Genomic DNA, 17,301 nt, shown 5'->3' on the forward strand with positions numbered 1-17,301 from the left:
CGGTGCCTGAGCGCGCTCAGTGTTCCTCGGCCGGCGCCTTGGGCACCGCGCGCTGGCGCAGCACCGTGGCCGCGATGCCGCTGCCGATGATCAGCGCGATGCCACCCCAGCCCGCCGCGTCGATGCGGTCGCCGAAGAGCAGCACGCTGTAGATGGCCGCGAATACGATGCCGGAGTACTGCAGGTTGGCCACCACCAGGGTCGCCGCCTGCGTCTTCGCACTGGCATACGCGCGGGTGAGGCACAGCTGCCCAAGAGCAGCGAGCACGCCCACCGGGAGCAGCCAGATGGCATGCGACCACGACCAGACCGACCAGCCGGTGAACAGCGTCCACAGGGCGCCCGCCACGGCCGAGCCGACTGCGAAGTAGAAGACCGTGCGCGTCTCGGGCTCGCCGATGCGCGACAGCGCGATCACCTGCATGTACGCAAAGGCCGCGGCCATGCCCGACAGCAGCCCGACCAGGCCGGCGAAGGCGTCCGTGCCGTGCACCGAGGGCTTGAGCAGCAGCACCACCCCCGCGAAGCCGGCCAGCACCGTGAGTGCCAGCGGGCCCTGCATGGGCGGCAGCGGCACCCGTCCGCCACGGCCTGGCACCGGCGCCCAGGCCAACAGCGCGCCGCCCACCAGGAAGGCCGCGACCCAGATGCTGCTCATGTAGTTGAGCGTCATGGCGGTGGCCAGCGGCAGGTTGGCGATGGCGTACCACCAGGCGCCCAGCGAGGCGGTGCCGATCACGCTGCGCCACGCATGCATGCCGGGATAGCGCGTGGCCAGCGACACCTTCTGCCGGCGCGCCAGCACGGCGATGAAGATCATGCCGATCACACCGCGCCAGAACACCAGCTCGGCGCTGGTGAACCAGGCCGAGGCGATCTTCACGCACACGCCCATGGTCGCGAAGAACAGGGCCGAAGCGACCATCCACAGGCTTTGCATGCGCGGGTCAGTTCTCCTGCTGGGTGGGAATCGGCCGGCCGGGGTGGCCCATCAGCCGCGCGCGCTGTCGAGACAGGCGCGGGCCGCGGCGCTGGCGGTCATCTGCGTGCGATACCACTCGTGGAAGTGCTGCATGCCGTCTTCCATGGGGCTCTGGTAGGGACCGACCTCGTTGTCGCCGCGCTGGAAGAGGGCGCGCCGCCCGGCGTCCATGCGCTCGCCGATCTCGTCGTCCTCGATGCAGGTCTCCATGTAGGCAGCCTGCTGCGCCTCGACGAACTCGCGCTCGAAGTGGGCGATCTCCTCGGGGTAGTAGAACTCGACCACGTTCATGGTCTTGTGCGGGCCCATGGGATGCAGCGTCGACACGGTCAGCACATGCGGGTACCACTCCACCATGATGTGGGGGTAGTAGGTCAGCCAGATGGCGCCGAACTCGGGCGGGCGGCCACTGCGGTAGCGCAGCAACTCGTCATGCCAGCGCTCGTACACCGGGCTGCCGGCACGGCCGAGCCGGTTGGCCACGCCCACGGTCTGCACCGAATACTGCGGCTTGAACTCCCAGCGCAGGTCGTCGCAGGTCACGAAGTTGCCCAGGCCCGGATGGAAGGGGCCGACGTGGTAGTCCTCCAGGTAGACCTCGATGAAGGTCTTCCAGTTGTAGTTGCACTCGTGCATCTCGACGCGGTCGAGCACGTAGCCGTCGAAGTTCAGGTGGGCGCGCGGGCCCATGCCGGCGAGGTCGGCCTCGATGTCGCGGCCGTTGTCCTCGAACAGCAGGCCGTTCCATTCGCGCAGGCCGTAGGTGTGCAGGTTGAGGCAGGGGTCCTGGGCGAAATGCGGCGCGCCCAGCAGCGTGCCGGTGGGCGAAGGGCCGGCGGCGTTGTAGGTCCAGCGGTGCAGCGGGCAGACGATGTGGCCGCCGCTCTGGCGCGGCAGCTCGCCCTTGCCGCGCAGGATCACGGCCTGGCGGTGGCGGCAGACATTGGAGATCAGCTCGACGCCGCGCGGCGTGTGCACCAGCGCGCGGCCTTCGCCTTCCTGCGGCAGCGTGTGGTAGCTGCCGGCTTCGGGCACCCACAGCTTGTGGCCCACGTAGCGTGGGCCCTGCTTGAAGAGTGTTTCCATTTCGCTCGCATAGAGCGCCTCGTCGAAATAGCTGGAGACCGGAAGTTGGCTCGAAGCCTGCTGCAGTCGAAGACTTAAATCAGACATGGGTGACCTGACCAAGCTCCCCACAGGGAGGTAACGCGAAGTGGAAACCCCTGCTTTGCTCCGCCCGGAAGGGGTGGCCTCCTTGAGGATTGGGCAGAAAAAACGAAGCCGGCTGGCGCCGGCACAGGGAATGAGCTCGAATTGTACCCCGGTTTTATCCAGGGCCGATGACCGCGACCGGCGAAGGCGCTGGTCCCGCCCACGGCCGACAGGCGGCTCGGACGGGGCCTCCTAGAATCGCGCGTTTCACCTTCCGACAACCTTCCGAATGCCCAAGGCCGCCCCCGCAGCCGCGCCTGCGCCCGACACCGCCGACCTGCCCGCCAGTTACGAGGCAGGTCTGCAGGAACTGGAGCAACTGGTGGCCGCGCTCGAATCGGGCCAGCTTCCCCTCGACCAGCTGCTTGCCGGCTACCAGCGCGGTGCGCGCCTGCTGGCCTTCTGCCGCGAACGCCTGCAGGCCGTGGAAGAGCAGATCAAGGTGCTGGACGCCGGCAACCTCAAGCCATGGACAGGCGCCTGATGGCCGCGTCTGCCTGGACGCCGGTCGAACTCGCGGCCTGGATGCGCCCGCAGTTGGCGCGTGTGGAAGCTGCGCTCGCGCAGTGGGTGGGCGCCGGGGCGCCGTCCTCGCTGGCCGAGCCCATGCGTTACGCCGTGCTCGACGGCGGCAAGCGCCTGCGGCCGCTGCTGGTGCTGGCTGCCGCACGGGCCGCTGGCTCGGCCGGCGTGCCGGCCTGGCTGGACGAGGCGGCCCTGCGCGCGGCCTGTGGCGTCGAGCTGATCCATGCCTATTCGCTGGTGCACGACGACATGCCCTGCATGGACAACGACGTGCTGCGCCGGGGCAAGCCAACGGTGCATGTGCGCTTCGGCGAAGCGGGTGCGCTGCTGGCCGGGGATGCCCTGCAGGCGCAGGCCTTCGAGCTGATCGCGCCGTTGGACGGCGCCGCCGCGGCGGTGCCCGCGCAGGTGCAGGCCCGTCTCGTCGCGCTGCTGGCGCGCGGCGCCGGTGCCTGCGGCATGGCCGGCGGCCAGGCCATCGACCTGGCCAGCGTCGGCCGTCGGCTGGACGAGGCGCAGCTGCGCGAGATGCACCGCCTCAAGACCGGCGCCCTGCTGCAGGCCAGCGTCGAGATGGGCGCCGCGTGCGCGGGCGAGCTGCCTGTGGCCGCGGCCCAGGGCCTGCGCGCCTTCGGCGCCGCCATCGGCCTCGCCTTCCAGGTCGTGGATGACGTGCTCGACGTCACGGCCGATTCCGCCACCCTGGGCAAGACGGCCGGCAAGGACGCCGCCGCCGACAAGCCCACCTACGTCGCCCTTCTGGGCCTGGACGGCGCCCGCGCCGAAGCGGACCGCCTGCTGGCCCAGGCGCTGGCCGCGCTCGATGCCAGCGGCCTGGCCGACACCGCCGCACTGGCCGCCCTGGCCCACATGGTCGTCGCGCGCGACCGGTAGCCTTTTTCGAACATCGCCCCATGGCACCTCTTCTCCCCACGATCCACGATCCCGCCGACCTGCGCCGCCTGCCGCGCGAGCAGCTGCGCCAGCTGGCCGACGAGGTGCGTGCCTGCGTGCTCGACAACGTGTCGCGCACCGGCGGCCACCTCAGCTCCAACCTCGGTACTGTCGAGCTCACCGTGGCGCTGCACTATGTCTTCGACACGCCCGAGGACCGCATCGTGTGGGACGTGGGCCACCAGACCTATCCGCACAAGATCCTCACCGGCCGGCGCGAGCGCATGCCCACGCTGCGCCAGCAGGGCGGCATCTCGGGCTTTCCGCAGCGCACCGAAAGCGTCTACGACACCTTCGGCACGGCGCACTCGTCCACCAGCATCTCGGCCGCCCTCGGCATGGCTCTGGCCGCGCGCCAGAAGGGCGAGACGCGCCACGCCATCGCGGTGATCGGCGACGGCGCGATGACTGCCGGCATGGCCTTCGAGGCGCTGAACAACGCGGGCGTGTACGACGACGCCCGGCTCCTGGTGATCCTGAACGACAACGACATGTCGATCAGCCCGCCCGTGGGCGCACTCAACCGGTATCTGGCGCAGCTGATGAGCGGCCAGTTCTACGCGGCGGCCAAGGAGGTCGGCAAGAGCGTGCTCAAGGCGGCGCCGCCACTGTTCCAGCTGGCCAAGCGGCTGGAGGAGCAGGCCAAGGGCATGGTGGTGCCGGCCACGCTGTTCGAGAAGTTCGGCTTCAACTACATCGGGCCGATCGATGGCCACGATCTCGACTCGCTGATTCCCACGCTGGAGAACCTCAAGCAGCTCAAGGGCCCGCAGTTCCTGCATGTAGTCACGCGCAAGGGCCAGGGCTACAAGCTGGCCGAGGCCGACCCCGTGGCCTATCACGGCCCGGGCAAGTTCGATCCGTCCATCGGCCTGGTCAAGCCCGCCGCCGCGCCCAAGAAGACCTTCACCCAGGTCTTCGGCCAGTGGCTGTGCGACATGGCCGCCAAGGACGGCCGGCTGGTGGGCATCACGCCCGCCATGCGCGAGGGCTCGGGCCTGGTGGAGTTCGAACAGCAGTTCCCCGAGCGCTACTACGACGTCGGCATCGCCGAGCAGCATGCCGTGACCTTTGCGGGTGGCCTCGCCTGCGAAGGGCTCAAGCCGGTGGTAGCCATCTATTCGACCTTCCTGCAGCGCGCCTACGACCAGTTGATCCACGACGTGGCGATCCAGAATCTGCCGGTGGTCTTCGCGCTGGACCGCGCGGGCCTGGTGGGCGCCGACGGCGCCACGCATGCGGGGGCCTACGACATCCCCTTCCTGCGCTGCGTGCCTAACATGGCCGTGGCCTGTCCGGCGGACGAGGCCGAGTGCCGGCAACTGCTGTCCACCGCCTTCGCGCAGAACCATCCGGTGGCCGTGCGCTATCCGCGCGGCGCGGGCGTGGGCACCGTGCCTTCGCTGTCGCTCGATGCCCTTCCCTACGGCAAGGGGGAGGTGCGCCGCCAGGGCCGGCGCATCGCCATCCTCGCCTTCGGCACGCTGCTCTATCCGGCGCTCGAGGCCGGCCAGGCGCTCGATGCCACGGTCGTCAACATGCGCTGGGCCAAGCCCCTGGACGAGGCGTTGCTGCGCGAGGTGGCCGAGGGCCACGAGGCGCTGGTGACGATCGAAGAGGGGGCCATCATGGGCGGCGCGGGCAGCGCCGTGCTCGAGGCCTTGCAGGCCGCGGGCATCCAGCGCCCGGTGCTGCAACTGGGCCTGCCCGACCGCTTCATCGAGCATGGCGACCCGGCCCGCCTGCTGGCCGGGCTGGGGCTGGATGCCGCGGGCATCCGCAGCGCCATCGAGGCGCGCTTCGGCGCGGCCTGACCCGCGCGCTGTGCGGGCGCGTTCCGGGCACCGCAAGGGGAAACCCCACGGGGCCGCCGGGTGCATCTTTTTAGAATCGGCCCTCTTCAGAGTCGACAACGCGGCCACGGGCCGCGTTCGTATTTCAGCTGTTCAACGGAGTCAAGCTCATGGATCGTCGTTCCATCATCAAAAATGCCGGCCTCGCTGGTGTCCTGGCCGCCGGTGTGGCGCCAGCGGTGCACGCGCAGGCCGCAGTGCGCTGGCGCCTCGCATCGAGCTTCCCTCGCTCGCTCGACACCATCTTCGGCAGCGCCGAAATGCTGTCCAAGACGATCAAGGCCATGTCGGGTGGCAAGTTCGAGATCACCGTGCACCCCGCCGGTGAACTGATGCCGGCCTTCGGCGTCGTCGATGCGCTGCAAGGCGACACCATCGAGATGGCCCAGTCCGCCGCCTATTACTTCACCGGCAAGGACCCGGTCTTCGCCTTCAGCTGCGCCGTGCCCTTCGGCCTGACCGCGCGTCAGAACACCGCGTGGAAGGACTACGGCGGCGGCCGCAAGCTGCTCGACGACTTCTTCGCCAAGTACAACTTCCGCACCGCCAGCGCCGGCAACACCGGCACGCAGATGGGCGGCTGGTACCGCAAGGAAATCAAGACCGTCGAGGACCTCAAGGGTCTGAAGATGCGCATGGGCGGCGGCGTGTTCGGCGAAGCGATGCAGAAGCTCGGCGTGGTGCCGCAGAACATGCCGGCCGGCGACGTGTACCAGGCGCTCGAGAAGGGCACGCTGGACGCCGCCGAATTCGTCGGTCCCTACGACGACGCCAAGCTGGGCTTCAACAAGGTCGCGCCCTACTACTACTACCCCGGCTGGTGGGAAGGCGGCGCCGACCTGGAGTTCTTCATCAATGTGAAGAAGTTCAACGCGCTGTCCGACGAGAACAAGGCGATCCTCAACGCCGCGATGGCCGTGGCGGCCACCGACATGACCGCCAAGTACGACGCCTACAACCCCATCGCTCTGAAGAAGCTGGTGGCCGAAAAGACCCAACTGAAGGCCTTCCCCAAGGCCGTGATGGACGCGGGTTTCAAGTCGTCGATGGAGGTCTTCGCCGACCACGAAGCCAAGTCGCCGGAGTTCAAGGCCATCCACCAGAGCATGCGCGCCTTCCAGCGCGACCAGATCCTGTGGAACCGCTTCTCGGAGTACCCGTTCAACCAGTACATGAACGGCGTCAAGATCTGACGAAGGCGCGGGCGCCGAGCCTGCCGGATGGCGGGCTCGTCGGCTTGATGCACGCACAACAAAAAAGCCGCGCAGTGCGCGGCTTTTTTGCGTCTGTCGTCATGGCCCTCGGTGGTGACCGCGAGTCCCGCGCCGACATCGCGCAAGGCGCGGCGTCCGGCGCAGGCGCCCGCAATGGACGCGGGCGGGCAGGCGGTGGCTAGTTGGAAGGCTGCGCCCGCTTGAGCGCCTCTTCCATCGCCTTGACCGGATCGTCCGGGGTGGACGCCGGCGCGTCCGCGTCGGGTGCGGCGGGTGCGGCGGGTGCCGCCTCCGGGGAAGCCGGTGCCGCGGGGGGCGAGTCACCGCCCGGCGCGGGCGTGCCGCCGTAGGGCTCTTCGCCGCTGCCGTAGCCGGCATCCGGCGAGGCCCCGCCGCCTTCGGGCTGCAGGCTCTCGCGCATCTGGTCGCCGATGCTCTTGAGATCGTAGTTCTGGGCCTTGTCGAGGCTGCCCGTGACCAAGTTGGGGAACGAGATCATCACGCCGACCATCACCAGCTGGATCAGCACGAAGGGAATGGCGCCCTTGTAGATCTGCATGGTGGTGACAGGCTGCATCACCGTGTGGGTCACACGGTCCACGTACGGCTTGTCCGGCGCCACCGAGCGCAGGAAGAACAGCGCGAAGCCGAAGGGCGGGTGCATGAAGGAGGTCTGCATGTTCATCGCCAGCAGCACGCCGAACCAGATCAGGTCGATGCCCAGCTTGTCGGCCACGGGCGCCAGCAGCGGCACCACGATGAACGACAGCTCGAAGTAGTCGAGGAAGAAGGCCAGGAAGAAGATCAGCAGGTTCACCGCGACCAGGAAGCCCACCTGGCCGCCCGGCAGGCTGGCCAGCAGGTGCTCGACCCAGATCGGGCCGTCCGCCGCCTGGAATACCAGGCTGAAGATGGTGGCGCCGATCAGGATGAACATCACGAAGCTGCCGAGCTTGGTGGTGGCGGCCAGCGCCTGCTTGAGCAGCGTCATGTCGAGCCGCCCGCGCGCCCAGCCCATGATGAGCGCACCGATGGCGCCCATCGCCCCGCCTTCGGTCGGCGTGGCGATGCCCAGGAAGATCGTGCCGAGCACCAGGAAGATCAGCAGCAGCGGCGGGATGAGCACGAAGGTCACGCGCTCGGCCAGCCTGGACAGCAGCCCCAGCCGCAGGTACTTGTTGAGCAGGGCGATCACCAGCGCGACGAAGGTACCGCCGCACATCGCCACGACCACCTTTTCGTCCGTGGCGACCGAGGTGACCGTCTGGCCGCTCCACCAGCTGTGCACATCGGTCAGGTGGCGCGCGACCAGCACCGAGACGACAAAGGAGATGACCATGAGCACCAGCAGCGAGCGATAGCCACCGCTGCCGTCGGGCTCGCGGTAGATGCGGGCCTCGGCGGGCAGCGCCGGCACGCTGGCGGGCCGGAAGATGGCGAGGAAGGCCACGTACAGCACATAGCAGCCCACCAGCATGAAGGCCGGCACGAAGGCGCCCTTGTACATGTCGCCCACGCTCTTGCCGAGCTGGTCGGCCATGATGATCAGCACCAGCGAGGGCGGGATGATCTGGGCCAGCGTGCCCGATGCCGCGATCACGCCGCTGCTGAAGCGGCGGTCATAGCCGTAGCGCAGCATGATGGGCAGCGAGATCAGGCCCATCGAGATGACCGAGGCGGCCACCACGCCGGTGGTGGCGGCCAGCAGCGCGCCGACGAAGACCACGGCCAGCGCCAGGCCCCCGCGCATGGGGCCGAACACCTGGCCGACGGTGTCGAGCAGGTCCTCAGCCATGCCGCTGCGCTCCAGGATGAGCCCCATCAGCGTGAAGAAGGGCACCGCGAGCAGCGTGTCGTTGGCCATGATGCCGATCAGGCGCTGCGGCAGCCAGGCCATCACCGAGGACTGGAACACCCCCAGTTCGATGCCGATGATGCCGAAGGTCAGCCCGCAGGCGCCAAGGCTGAAGGCCACCGGGAATCCCAGCAGCAGGAAGCAGATGAGCCCCGCGAACATGATCGGGGCGAAATTGGCGGTGATGAACTCCACGTCGTGTACTCCCGTCCGGTTCAGCGGGCCTGCGGCGCCGTGGCGGCCGCGTTGGCATTGCGGGCGTCGGATTCGGCGCGCTGGCGCAGCACCTCGGCCAGTTCTTCCTCGGCGGTCTTCTCGCCGGGCTTGACGGTCGGGTCAGGGCCATCGCCGGTGAGGAAGGCGATGCGCTTGATCAGCTCGGACCAGCCCTGCAGCAGCAGCAGGGTGAAACCGATCGGCAGCGCCAGCCACACCGGCCAGCGGATCAGTCCGCCGGGGTTGCCCGACATTTCGCCCGAGGCGAACTTCTGCATCGTCATGGGCACCGTGTAGTACAGCACCAGCAGGCATACCGGCGTGAGGAAGAGCGTGAAGCCGACGATGTCGATCCAGATCTGCGCCTTCTTGGGCAGGCGGCTGTTGAGCACATCGATGCGCACATGCTCCCGGTTGAGCAGCGTGAAGCCCGCAGCCACCAGGAAGGACCAGGCGAACAGGTACCACTGCACCTCGAGGAAGGCATTGGAACTGGTGTTGAAGATGTAGCGCACCAGCGCGTTGAGCGCACTGATGGCCGTTGACGCCATGATCAGCCAGATCACGACCTTGCCCACCTGCGCATTGAGCCAGTCGATGGCGCGCGAGAGCCTCAGCAAGCCTTGCATGTCTACTCCATTTTTGAATTGGGCCTTTCAGATACGAAGACACCCGGCGCGCTGGCGTTGTGGGCCGCGAGCCGGGTGCGAAAGGCGGGCGGATTCTAAGGGGCCGCGCCGCGTCGACCATGAGGCGAACCCCCAGCCTGTGCGGGCCTGCAGCAGTGCATGTCGGCGCGTCCCGGACCGCGGGCCGCGCGGTCTTCGCCAAGGCGGCTTGGGTCGTCCCGCATGGTGCGGGCGCGCAAGGACTCAGCGCTCGGTCGGGCCGCGTCCCACCATCGCGCGGATGCGCTCGATGAGTTCCTCGATGGCGAAGGGCTTGGCGATCATGTCCATGCCGGGCGCGAGGAACTCCGACCGGATCGCGGCGCGCGCGGCATAGCCGGTCATGAACAGCACCTGCAGGCCAGGCCGCTGCTGGCGGGCGATCTCCGCCACCTGCCGGCCATTGAGGCCGGGCAGGCCCACATCGCTCACCAGCAGGTCGATGCGGCGGTTCGACTGCAGGATGGGCAGCGCCGACGGACCGTCCGCTGCCTCCAGCGTTTGGTAGCCCAGATCGACCAGCACCTCGCGAACCAGCAGGCGCACGCCTGGGTCGTCCTCCACCAGCAGCACGACCTCGCCCTCGGTCGCCAGCGGCCTGCCTGCATCGCGGCTCGCCTCCGGCTGCTCGGTGGGCGGCTCGTCGGAGCAGGGCAGGTACAGGTCCACGCGGGTGCCCTGGTCCGGCACGCTGTCGATGCGCACATGGCCGCCCGATTGCTGGGCGAAGCCGTAGACCATCGACAGCCCGAGCCCGGTGCCCTGGCCGATCGGCTTGGTGGTGAAGAAGGGATCGAAGGCCTTGGACAGTACGTCGCGGGGCATGCCGCTGCCGGTGTCGGCCACGGTGATGCGGACATAGTGGCCGGGGCGCAGCGGCTCCATCTCGCCGTCCTTCACCGCCAGGTGTGCCGTTGCGATGCGCAGCAGGCCGCCCGAAGGCATGGCGTCGCGCGCGTTGATGGCCAGGTTGAGGATGGCGCTCTCCAGCTGGCTTTCGTCGCCGACCGCCAGGCAGGCCTGGGCTTCCAGCGCCACGTCCAGGCGCACATGCTCGCCCAGTGTGCGGCGCAGCATCTCCTCCATGGAGCGCACGAGATGGTTGACGTCCAGCGGCTTCGGATCGAGCGACTGGCGGCGCGAGAAGGCCAGCAACCGCTGCACCAGCGAGGCGGCGCGGTGGGCCGATTGCGTGGCGCTGTCCATGAAGCGCTCCAGCCCCTCGGTCTGGCCCTGGGCCACGCGCCGCCGCATCACCTCGATGGCGCCGGTGATGCCCTGGAGCATGTTGTTGAAGTCGTGCGCGATGCCGCCGGTGAGCTGGCCGATGGCTTCCATCTTCTGGCTGTGGCGCAGCCGCGCCTCGGATTCGCGCAGCGCCGTCACGTCGCGGCCGACCGCATGCAGATAGGGCGCGTCGGGCACGGCCGTCCATGACAGCGTGCGGTAGCTGCCGTCGCGGTGGCGCATCCGGCCTTCGTAGCGCAGCGTGGGGATGCCCTGCGCCAGCCGCTCGAACTCGCGTTCGGCGGCAGCCAGGTCCTCGGGATGCGAATAGTCCAGCAGCTGGCCACCCAGCAGTTCCTCCTCGCGCCAACCGAGGATGGCGTACCAGGCCGGGTTGACGTGCAGGATGCGGCCTCCCAGGTCGGCGATCACCATCACGTCGGTGGACAGCTGCCACAGCCGGTCGCGGTCACGCGTGCGTTCCTCCACCCGCTGCGCCAGGGTGGAGTTCATGGCCTCCAGTTGCGCCTGTGCGGCCTTCTGGTCCTCGATGTCGGTGGTGGTGCCGATCCAGCGCATGCTGCCGTCGCCACCCTGCACGGGCTGAGCGCGCACCAGTTGCCAGCGCCACTGACCATCATGGCGGCGCAGGCGCAGCTCGGTGCTGTAGGGCGTCAGGGTAGTGCAGGCACGGGCCCAGGCGGCCCGCATCGAGGCGTGGTCCTCGGGGTGCAGGGTCGCCAGCCATCGGTGGCCAAGGAGCTCGTCCGGGCGGGCGCCGGTGTAGTCGAGCACCTGCTGGTTGACCCAGTCCAGCGCGCCGTCGGGGCCCGCCGTCCACACCTGGTTGGGCACGGCCTGGGCGAGGGCGCGAAAGCGCGCCTCGCTTTCGCGCAGGGTGGCCTGGGCCAAATGGCTCACGGTCACGTCCTGCACCACGCCGCGCATGAGCAAGGGCGCGCCGGTGCTGTCGCGCACGATCTCGGCGCGGCGCCAGATCCAGCGCAGCCGGCCGTCGTCGGCGCGGCGGATGCGGTACTCGACATCGAGCGGCGCGCTGCCGTCGCTGCGGCTGTGGGTGTCGGACATGCCCTCCGCCTCGCCGGGCACCTTCAGGGTTTCCAGCATCGACGAGGGCACGGGTGCGGCATGGGCCGGCAGGCCGAAGGCGCGGAAGAAGCCCGGCGAGGCAGTGACGGTGTCGGCCGGAATGTCCAGCACGAACACGCCCACGCCGCCGGCCGCCTGGGCCAGCCGCCATTGCTCTTCCATCTCGCGCAGGTGGGCCTCGCTGGCCGCCAGGCGGCGCGTGGCGTTCACGCGGGCCGTGGTCTCCTTGACGATGCACAGCACCCCGCAGATGCGGCCGTCGTGCTCGCGCACGGGCGAGTAGGAGATGTCGAAGAACACGTCTTCCATCTGCCCGTGGCGGTTGATGCGGAAGGGCCGGTCCTGGGCGGCCACCGTCTCGCCGAAGTGCAGCACGCGGTCCAGCAGCGGCTGCAGGTCGTCCCACAACTCGCTCCAGTGTTCCTGGCCCGGGCGACCGAAGGCCGTGGGATGCTTGTTGCCGATGGTGGGCGCGTAGGCGTCGTTGTAGAAGGCGACGTAGTCCTGGCCCCAGAACAGCACGATCTCCGCCTGCGAAGGCAGCATCATGTCGATGAGCATGCGCAGTGTCGGCGGCCACTCGGAGGCCGGCCCGAGGGGGCAGCGCTCGGCGGTCAGGGCGCGCGCCAGGGCGGCGCACTCGCCTCGGACGAAGGGCCAGTGGGTGGGGACGGATGCGGCGCGCATAGGTCGCGGGAATGCGGCCGGATTATGGTGGCGGCACGGGGCGGCCGATGTCAGCGGATCACGCGTTATGGCCCGTCCCGGCCTGGCGGCTGCGCATGCGTTCGATCCACTGGGCCAGGCTGAAGTGGGCGCCCGTGCCGGCGTCCCGGGCGATGCGGATGCGGCCGATCGACAGTGTGCGCAGGTCCTCGCGCTCCGTGCCGCGCGCGATGATGACCTGGCGGTACAGGTCCAGCCGTTCGACCGTGATCACCCGGTCCGAGGCCTGCCCGTAGATGTCCGTGTACTGGATGCGCAGCGTCGGATGCGGGTTGTCGTACAGCGCGGTGTTCGCCACCGGCGGGGCCGCCGCGGGCGACGGCACGGGGGCACTGGGAACGGCGCCGGTGCTGCGGCCTTGCAGAGGCATGGCGAGGGTGCCCGAGCGCGAGCGGGCCGTGTCGATGCGGTGGTGGCGCTGCCGCCAGGCGCGCGATCCATCCCACAGGCGCCAGGCCAGGGCCGCCAGCCCCATGACCACGGCCGACGCCAGCATCCAGTGTTCCCAGCGGCCGAAGCTCAGCGGTTGCATGGCGTCCTCCCAATGCGGATGGCACCGCCACCCCGCGCCAGGGGCTGCAGGCGCAGCGCCCCCGGGATGGGGCGGGCCGGATGCCTCGGACGATTCTAGGAAGGCGCAGGCCTTTCCGGCCAGCGGGTGCGCTCAGCGCTGCGGCATGTCCTTGTACGAATAGCCCAGGCTGACGGTGGCGTCCTCTGGAATGGGCGGCATGGTGGCGTTCCAGTCCTCCCACTGCTGGCGCATGGCGGCCAGGCGGGCGGGCACGCGCGGCGCCAGATTGGCCCGCTCGCGCTCGTCGGCCGGGATGTCGAACAGGTAGTCGTGTCCGTCCACGCGCAGGTACTTCCAGCGGCCGTCGCGCAGGGCGCGCTGGCCGCGGTGGTTCATGCGCCAGTGCAGCGGCCGCGCGAAGGTGGCGGCGGGGTCGCGCAGCACGGGCATGAGCGAGACGCCATCCAGCGGGTACTCGGGGTCTGCGGCGACGCCGGCGGCGTCGAGCATGGTGGCCGACCAGTCCATGGTCATGCACAGCTGCTCGCTGCGGCCGCCGGGGGCGATGGCGGCCGGCCAGTGGGCGATCCACGGCACGCGGATGCCGCCTTCGGTCAGGTCCATCTTGCCGCCGACCAGCGGCCAGTTGTCCGAGAAGCGCTCGCCGCCGTTGTCGCTGGTGAAGACGACCAGCGTGTTGTCCAACCGGCCGGTGCGGCGCAGGGCCTCCACGATCCAGCCGATGCCTTCGTCCATGTGGTGGATCATGCGGCGGTAGACGTGGATGTTGCCGCCGGCCAGGTCGAACAGGTTGTCCTTGACGGCGGGGGCGCGGCCGGCGTCCTCGCGCGTTTCCCAGGGCCAGTGCGGCGCGGTGTAGTGCAGGCTCAGGAAGAAGGGCGCCTCGCCGGCGGCCATGCGCTCGACGTAATCCACGGCGCGGTGGGAGAACAGGTCGGTGAGGTAGCCCTCGTCGTGCTTCTCTTCCTCGCCGAAGAACAGGTCGTGCGTGCCGCGGCTGTCGCAGTGGGTGAAGTAGTCCACCCCGCCCGACAGCGGCCCGAAGAACTCCTCGTAGCCCGAGCGCAGCGGCCCGAAGGCGGGCGGGTAGCCCAGGTGCCACTTGCCGATCAGGGCGGTGCGGTAGCCGGCGTCCTTGAGCAGCGAGGGCAGGGTGGGATGCGAGGGCGGCATGCCCAGCGTGCTGCTGCCGCGGCTCTTGCTGTTGATCGGCTCCTCGGCCGCGCCGCGCAACCGGTACTGGTAGCGGCCGGTGATCATGCCGAAGCGGGTGGGCGAGCACACGGGCGAGTTGGCGTAGCCCTGGGTCAGCAGCAGGCCGCCCGCAGCCAGCTGGTCCAGCACGGGCGAGACCTTGCCGAAGGGCGCGTCGCGGCCGCCGTAGCAGCCCAGGTCGGCGTAGCCCAGGTCGTCGGCGACGATGAAGATGATGTTGGGGCGGCCGGCCCCGGGGGTGGCGGTGGCGTTCATGGCTGGTAGCCCGAGGTCTTGACGACGGGTGCCCATTGGGCGCGGAAGGCCTTGAGCATCGCCTCGGTTTCGGCGCGGGTGCTGACCACCGGCTGCATCCTGGCGTCGGTGAACTTGCGCTGGGTGTCGGGTTCCTGCATCACGTCGTGGATCTCGCGTGCCAGGCGGTCGGCCTTGTCGCGCGGCATCGAGGCTGGGGCGAAGAAGGCGTTCCAGCCCACGGCCGTGATGTCCAGGCCGGCTTCCTTGAAGGTGGGCACGTCGGGCGCAAAGGCCGAGCGCTTGGCGCTGGAGACCGCCAGGATGCGCACCTTGCCCGATTCATGCTGCGGCAGCAGCACGTCGAAGGTGTCGACGGCGATGGGGATCTGGCCGCCGATCAGGTCGGTCATCACCGTGGAAGAGCCGCGGTAGCCCACCACCTCGGTCTTGACCTGGGCCTTCTGGCCCAGCATGAGCGCGAAGAAGTGCGGCAGGCTGCCGGTGGCGGGCACGCCCACGTTGGCCTTCTCGGGGTTGGCCTTCATCCACGCCAGCAGGTGCGACAGCTGCTTGACCGGCACCGCGCTGCCCACCACCAGGCCGAACTCGTAGTTGTTGACGTTGGACAGCGGCTGGAAGTCGCGCTCCGGGTCGTAGCCGTTGTCCTTGAAGACCAGCGGCGCCACCACCATGACGGCCGGGTTGGCCACCATGATCACGTTCTGGCCGGCGGGCGTGTTCTTGACCTGCTGGGCGGCCAGGCGGCCACCCGCGCCCGCCTTGTTGTCCACCACGACGGGCACGCCCAGCTTGGCGGTGAGGCGGTCTGCCACGATGCGGGCGACGCGGTCGGTGGCGCCGCCGGGGGCATAGCCGACGACGATGCGCAGGGGGCCGTCAATTGCCGGCTGGGCGGAGACTGCGCCTGCCAGGGTGGCAAGGGCCAGGGCCGCCGCGAGGCGGTGGAATGTTCTGCGTGGGCTCATGGGTGACTACCGGATCGCTCGAAATGAAGCTCGCGCGACTGTAGGGCCGCCACAATCGATGGATCAGATCCATCATCCCTCGGATTTACCCCATGACGCGCCGTCCCGACGCGGCCTCCGCCCGTCCTGCCTCCCTCGATCCGCTGCTGCTGTATCGCATGTCGCGCGTCATCGCGGTGGCGGGCAGCATGGTGCTGCGGCTGTGCGAGGGGCGCTTCGGCATCACCCGGCGCGAATGGCGGTTGATCGCCACGCTGGCGGGCAAGGGGCCCATGGGCTCGTCCGAGCTGGCGCAGCAGACGCAGCTGGACCGGGTGCGCACCTCGCGCGCCCTCGGTTCGCTGGTCGACAAGGGACTCGTTCTGCGCGAGCAGGCCAGCGGTGACCGGCGGCATGTGGCCGTCGCGCTCAGCGAGCGGGGACAGGCGATCTATGACGCGCTCTACCCGCAGGTCACGGAACTGAACCGGCAGCTGCTGCAGGCCTTGGGCGAGCGACAGCAGCCCTTTCTCGACGGGCTGGACCGGCTGGAGGCCAGGGCGCTCGAACTGGCATCGCAGGCCGAGCTGCCCAAGGCACCGCGCGGGCGCAGAGCGGGCTGAGCGCTTCTTTCCAGCGGCGCTGCGCGGTCGCGCCGTCGTTGGCCGCAGCAGCGGCGCCGTCGAGGGTCAGACCGCGCCCGGCTGCACCGGCGGATGGGCACCGATGTCCTCCCCCGTCCGTTCGTGTCGGGCGCTGCCAAGGTCGCCTTCCACCCGCATGCGCGGCAGGAACTGCGGGTACTCGCGCTGCATGAAGTCGATCACGCCCTCGCGCACCCGGCAGCGCAGGTCCCAGGCCAGGCCGGAACTGGCGGCCGTGCACAGGATGCGCAGCTGCATGGTGCGCTCGGTGGCATCGGTCACCACGAGGTTGAAGAAGCGACCATCCCACTCGGGCGCGGCCTTGACCACGCGCTCCACCTCGGCGCGCAGCGGCGCCAGCGGCATCCCATAGTCCACGAACAGGAAGACCGAGCCCAGCAGCTGCGAGCTGTTGCGCGTCCAGTTCTGGAAGGGCTTCTCCATGAAGTAGTTCAGCGGAATGATCAGCCGCCGGTCGTCCCAGATGCGCAGCACCACGTAGGTGCCGGTGATCTCTTCCACGCGCCCCCATTCGCCCTCGACGATCAGCACGTCGTCGATGCGGATCGGCTGGGTCAGTGCGATCTGGATGCCCGCGATCAGGTTGCTGAACACCGGCTTGGCGGCCAGACCGCCGACGATACCGATCACGCCCGCCGAGGCCAGCAGGCTGGCGCCGACCTGGCGCGCGCCCGGAAAGGTCATCAGCGCCATGGCCGCGCCGATGATCACCGCCACCACCATCGCCGTGCGCGAGAGCACGCGCGCCTGGGTCAGGATGCGCCGCGCCGCCATGTTGTCGGCCACATCCACCGGATGGCGCGCGATGATGCCGTCCGCCAGTCCGCCGATCAGCCGCACGACCAGCCAGGTCAGCGACACGATCAGCAGCAGCCCGTTGAGGTGGCGGATGTTGCCGATGAACTCCAGGTCATCCGGCGCGGCCTGCCAGACCGTCTGCAGTGCCAGCAACGGCAGCACGGCGCTGGCGGGCGCGCGGGCCGCCTGCACCACCATGTGGACCACCGGCAATGGTCGCGTCACGCGCATGAGCACGGCGCGCCCCACGCGGAAGATGACAAGGGCGATGACCACCGCCACCACGGCGGCGATCAGGGTCTGGGTCCAGGGCAGGGCAAGGATGGCTTGCAGGTTCATTCGGC

The 17,301-nt window shown here is 69.4% G+C and carries 14 protein-coding genes; 5 read left to right on the forward strand and 9 right to left on the reverse strand.

Features of this window, described 5'->3' with window-relative positions; translation table 11 throughout:
* Positions 1–16: 16 nt before the first annotated feature.
* Both ACT54X_RS03850 and ACT54X_RS03855 read right to left on the reverse strand, forming a co-directional pair.
* Positions 17–940, reverse strand: a complete 924-nt coding sequence (locus ACT54X_RS03850) for a DMT family transporter (protein WP_294373066.1) — start codon at positions 938–940, stop codon at positions 17–19.
* Positions 941–991: 51 nt separating this feature from the next.
* Complete coding sequence (locus ACT54X_RS03855) at positions 992–2,155, reverse strand: aromatic ring-hydroxylating oxygenase subunit alpha (RefSeq protein ID WP_294373068.1); 1,164 nt, start codon at positions 2,153–2,155, stop codon at positions 992–994.
* Positions 2,156–2,423: 268 nt separating this feature from the next.
* On the opposite strand from ACT54X_RS03855, the gene xseB reads away from it, so the two are divergent.
* From xseB to ACT54X_RS03875, 4 genes are all read left to right on the forward strand, one after another.
* The gene (gene xseB, locus ACT54X_RS03860) at positions 2,424–2,678 is read left to right on the forward strand and encodes an exodeoxyribonuclease VII small subunit (protein ID WP_234193837.1); all 255 of its coding nucleotides are present in this window, start codon (positions 2,424–2,426) and stop codon (positions 2,676–2,678) included.
* Positions 2,678–3,613 (forward strand): polyprenyl synthetase family protein, encoded by a 936-nt coding sequence (locus ACT54X_RS03865; RefSeq protein WP_294373070.1) that lies wholly within the window; start codon positions 2,678–2,680, stop codon positions 3,611–3,613. Before xseB ends, ACT54X_RS03865 begins: the two co-directional genes overlap by 1 nt.
* Before the next feature lie 20 nt (positions 3,614–3,633).
* Positions 3,634–5,487, forward strand: a complete 1,854-nt coding sequence (gene dxs, locus ACT54X_RS03870; protein WP_476345137.1) for a 1-deoxy-D-xylulose-5-phosphate synthase — start codon at positions 3,634–3,636, stop codon at positions 5,485–5,487.
* 149 nt (positions 5,488–5,636) lie between these two features.
* Positions 5,637–6,719: a TRAP transporter substrate-binding protein gene (locus ACT54X_RS03875; RefSeq protein ID WP_017762306.1), complete on the forward strand. Its 1,083-nt coding sequence runs from the start codon at positions 5,637–5,639 to the stop codon at positions 6,717–6,719.
* A 199-nt stretch (positions 6,720–6,918) separates the two neighbouring features.
* Here the strand turns inward: ACT54X_RS03875 and ACT54X_RS03880 are convergent, their stop codons facing one another.
* The 6 genes from ACT54X_RS03880 to ACT54X_RS03905 all read right to left on the reverse strand — a co-directional run bounded on the left by ACT54X_RS03880 (position 6,919) and on the right by ACT54X_RS03905 (position 15,515).
* Positions 6,919–8,790, reverse strand: coding sequence for a TRAP transporter large permease (locus ACT54X_RS03880; protein WP_294373077.1), 1,872 nt, complete (start codon positions 8,788–8,790; stop codon positions 6,919–6,921).
* A gap of 20 nt (positions 8,791–8,810) precedes the next feature.
* Positions 8,811–9,440 (reverse strand): TRAP transporter small permease subunit, encoded by a 630-nt coding sequence (locus ACT54X_RS03885; RefSeq protein ID WP_294373079.1) that lies wholly within the window; start codon positions 9,438–9,440, stop codon positions 8,811–8,813.
* Positions 9,441–9,683: 243 nt separating this feature from the next.
* The gene (locus tag ACT54X_RS03890) at positions 9,684–12,503 is read right to left on the reverse strand and encodes a PAS domain S-box protein (protein WP_476345141.1); all 2,820 of its coding nucleotides are present in this window, start codon (positions 12,501–12,503) and stop codon (positions 9,684–9,686) included.
* 58 nt (positions 12,504–12,561) lie between these two features.
* Positions 12,562–13,074, reverse strand: a complete 513-nt coding sequence (locus ACT54X_RS03895; protein ID WP_294373082.1) for a hypothetical protein — start codon at positions 13,072–13,074, stop codon at positions 12,562–12,564.
* A gap of 132 nt (positions 13,075–13,206) precedes the next feature.
* On the reverse strand, positions 13,207–14,547 hold the full coding sequence (locus tag ACT54X_RS03900; RefSeq protein WP_476345143.1) for a sulfatase family protein: 1,341 nt from the start codon (positions 14,545–14,547) through the stop codon (positions 13,207–13,209).
* Positions 14,544–15,515: a Bug family tripartite tricarboxylate transporter substrate binding protein gene (locus ACT54X_RS03905; RefSeq protein WP_476345145.1), complete on the reverse strand. Its 972-nt coding sequence runs from the start codon at positions 15,513–15,515 to the stop codon at positions 14,544–14,546. Before ACT54X_RS03905 ends, ACT54X_RS03900 begins: the two co-directional genes overlap by 4 nt.
* 92 nt (positions 15,516–15,607) lie before the next feature.
* Here ACT54X_RS03905 and ACT54X_RS03910 point away from each other — a divergent pair, with 92 nt between their 5' ends.
* Entirely contained in the window at positions 15,608–16,117 is a 510-nt protein-coding gene (locus ACT54X_RS03910; protein ID WP_294373089.1) for a MarR family winged helix-turn-helix transcriptional regulator, read from the forward strand.
* A 66-nt stretch (positions 16,118–16,183) separates the two neighbouring features.
* On the opposite strand, the gene ACT54X_RS03915 is transcribed toward ACT54X_RS03910, so the two are convergent.
* Positions 16,184–17,296: a mechanosensitive ion channel family protein gene (locus ACT54X_RS03915; RefSeq protein ID WP_354320975.1), complete on the reverse strand. Its 1,113-nt coding sequence runs from the start codon at positions 17,294–17,296 to the stop codon at positions 16,184–16,186.
* Between the last annotated feature and the right edge of the window lie 5 nt (positions 17,297–17,301).

The organism is Pseudacidovorax sp. DMC4 (assembly GCF_056314265.1).

Coding starts and splice junctions, on each gene's coding strand:
- ACT54X_RS03850 (WP_294373066.1), bottom strand. CDS start 940: ATGCAAAGCCTGTGGATGGTCGCTTCGGCCCTGTTCTTCGCGACCATG.
- ACT54X_RS03855 (WP_294373068.1), bottom strand. CDS start 2,155: ATGTCTGATTTAAGTCTTCGACTGCAGCAGGCTTCGAGCCAACTTCCG.
- xseB (WP_234193837.1), top strand. CDS start 2,424: ATGCCCAAGGCCGCCCCCGCAGCCGCGCCTGCGCCCGACACCGCCGAC.
- ACT54X_RS03865 (WP_294373070.1), top strand. CDS start 2,678: ATGGCCGCGTCTGCCTGGACGCCGGTCGAACTCGCGGCCTGGATGCGC.
- dxs (WP_476345137.1), top strand. CDS start 3,634: ATGGCACCTCTTCTCCCCACGATCCACGATCCCGCCGACCTGCGCCGC.
- ACT54X_RS03875 (WP_017762306.1), top strand. CDS start 5,637: ATGGATCGTCGTTCCATCATCAAAAATGCCGGCCTCGCTGGTGTCCTG.
- ACT54X_RS03885 (WP_294373079.1), bottom strand. CDS start 9,440: ATGCAAGGCTTGCTGAGGCTCTCGCGCGCCATCGACTGGCTCAATGCG.
- ACT54X_RS03890 (WP_476345141.1), bottom strand. CDS start 12,503: ATGCGCGCCGCATCCGTCCCCACCCACTGGCCCTTCGTCCGAGGCGAG.
- ACT54X_RS03895 (WP_294373082.1), bottom strand. CDS start 13,074: ATGCAACCGCTGAGCTTCGGCCGCTGGGAACACTGGATGCTGGCGTCG.
- ACT54X_RS03900 (WP_476345143.1), bottom strand. CDS start 14,547: ATGAACGCCACCGCCACCCCCGGGGCCGGCCGCCCCAACATCATCTTC.
- ACT54X_RS03905 (WP_476345145.1), bottom strand. CDS start 15,515: ATGAGCCCACGCAGAACATTCCACCGCCTCGCGGCGGCCCTGGCCCTT.
- ACT54X_RS03910 (WP_294373089.1), top strand. CDS start 15,608: ATGACGCGCCGTCCCGACGCGGCCTCCGCCCGTCCTGCCTCCCTCGAT.
- ACT54X_RS03915 (WP_354320975.1), bottom strand. CDS start 17,296: ATGAACCTGCAAGCCATCCTTGCCCTGCCCTGGACCCAGACCCTGATC.